The sequence below is a fragment of the Mesorhizobium sp. M7A.F.Ca.US.007.01.2.1 genome, from assembly GCF_003998165.1.
Classification (GTDB): domain Bacteria; phylum Pseudomonadota; class Alphaproteobacteria; order Rhizobiales; family Rhizobiaceae; genus Mesorhizobium; species Mesorhizobium ciceri.
Genome location: NZ_RZQP01000545.1, coordinates 1 through 384, shown reverse-complemented (window position 1 = coordinate 384; position 384 = coordinate 1). Strand labels below are relative to the sequence as shown.

Genomic DNA, 384 nt, shown 5'->3' with positions numbered 1-384 from the left:
GCCTATCATGAGCATAATGCCGGCGAGGCCGGGCCGAAGCTGATCGCGGCGCTGCAGGCCGGACAGAGCGTGGCGCTGATCTCCGATGCCGGCACGCCGCTGGTGTCCGATCCCGGCTACCGGCTGGTCGGCGAGGCGCTCGACCACGGCATTCGCGTCGTGCCTATCCCCGGCCCATCGGCGCCGCTCGCGGCGTTGACCGCATCCGGCCTGCCCTCCGATGCCTTCATGTTCGCCGGATTTTTACCGGTGAAGACCGGGCAGCGGCTGACGCGGCTGGAGGCACTGAAAGCCGTGCCGGCGACATTGATTTTCTTCGAATCGCCGCGCCGGCTGGCCGAATCCCTCGGTGCCATGGTCGAAGCGCTGGGCGGCGAGCGAAAA

1 protein-coding gene is annotated in these 384 nt (G+C 68.2%); it reads left to right on the top strand.

Features of this window, described 5'->3' with window-relative positions; genetic code table 11:
- Window positions 1–384: SAM-dependent methyltransferase (locus tag EN949_RS35705; protein ID WP_245472591.1), on the top strand; the 384-nt coding region annotated here is incomplete at both ends.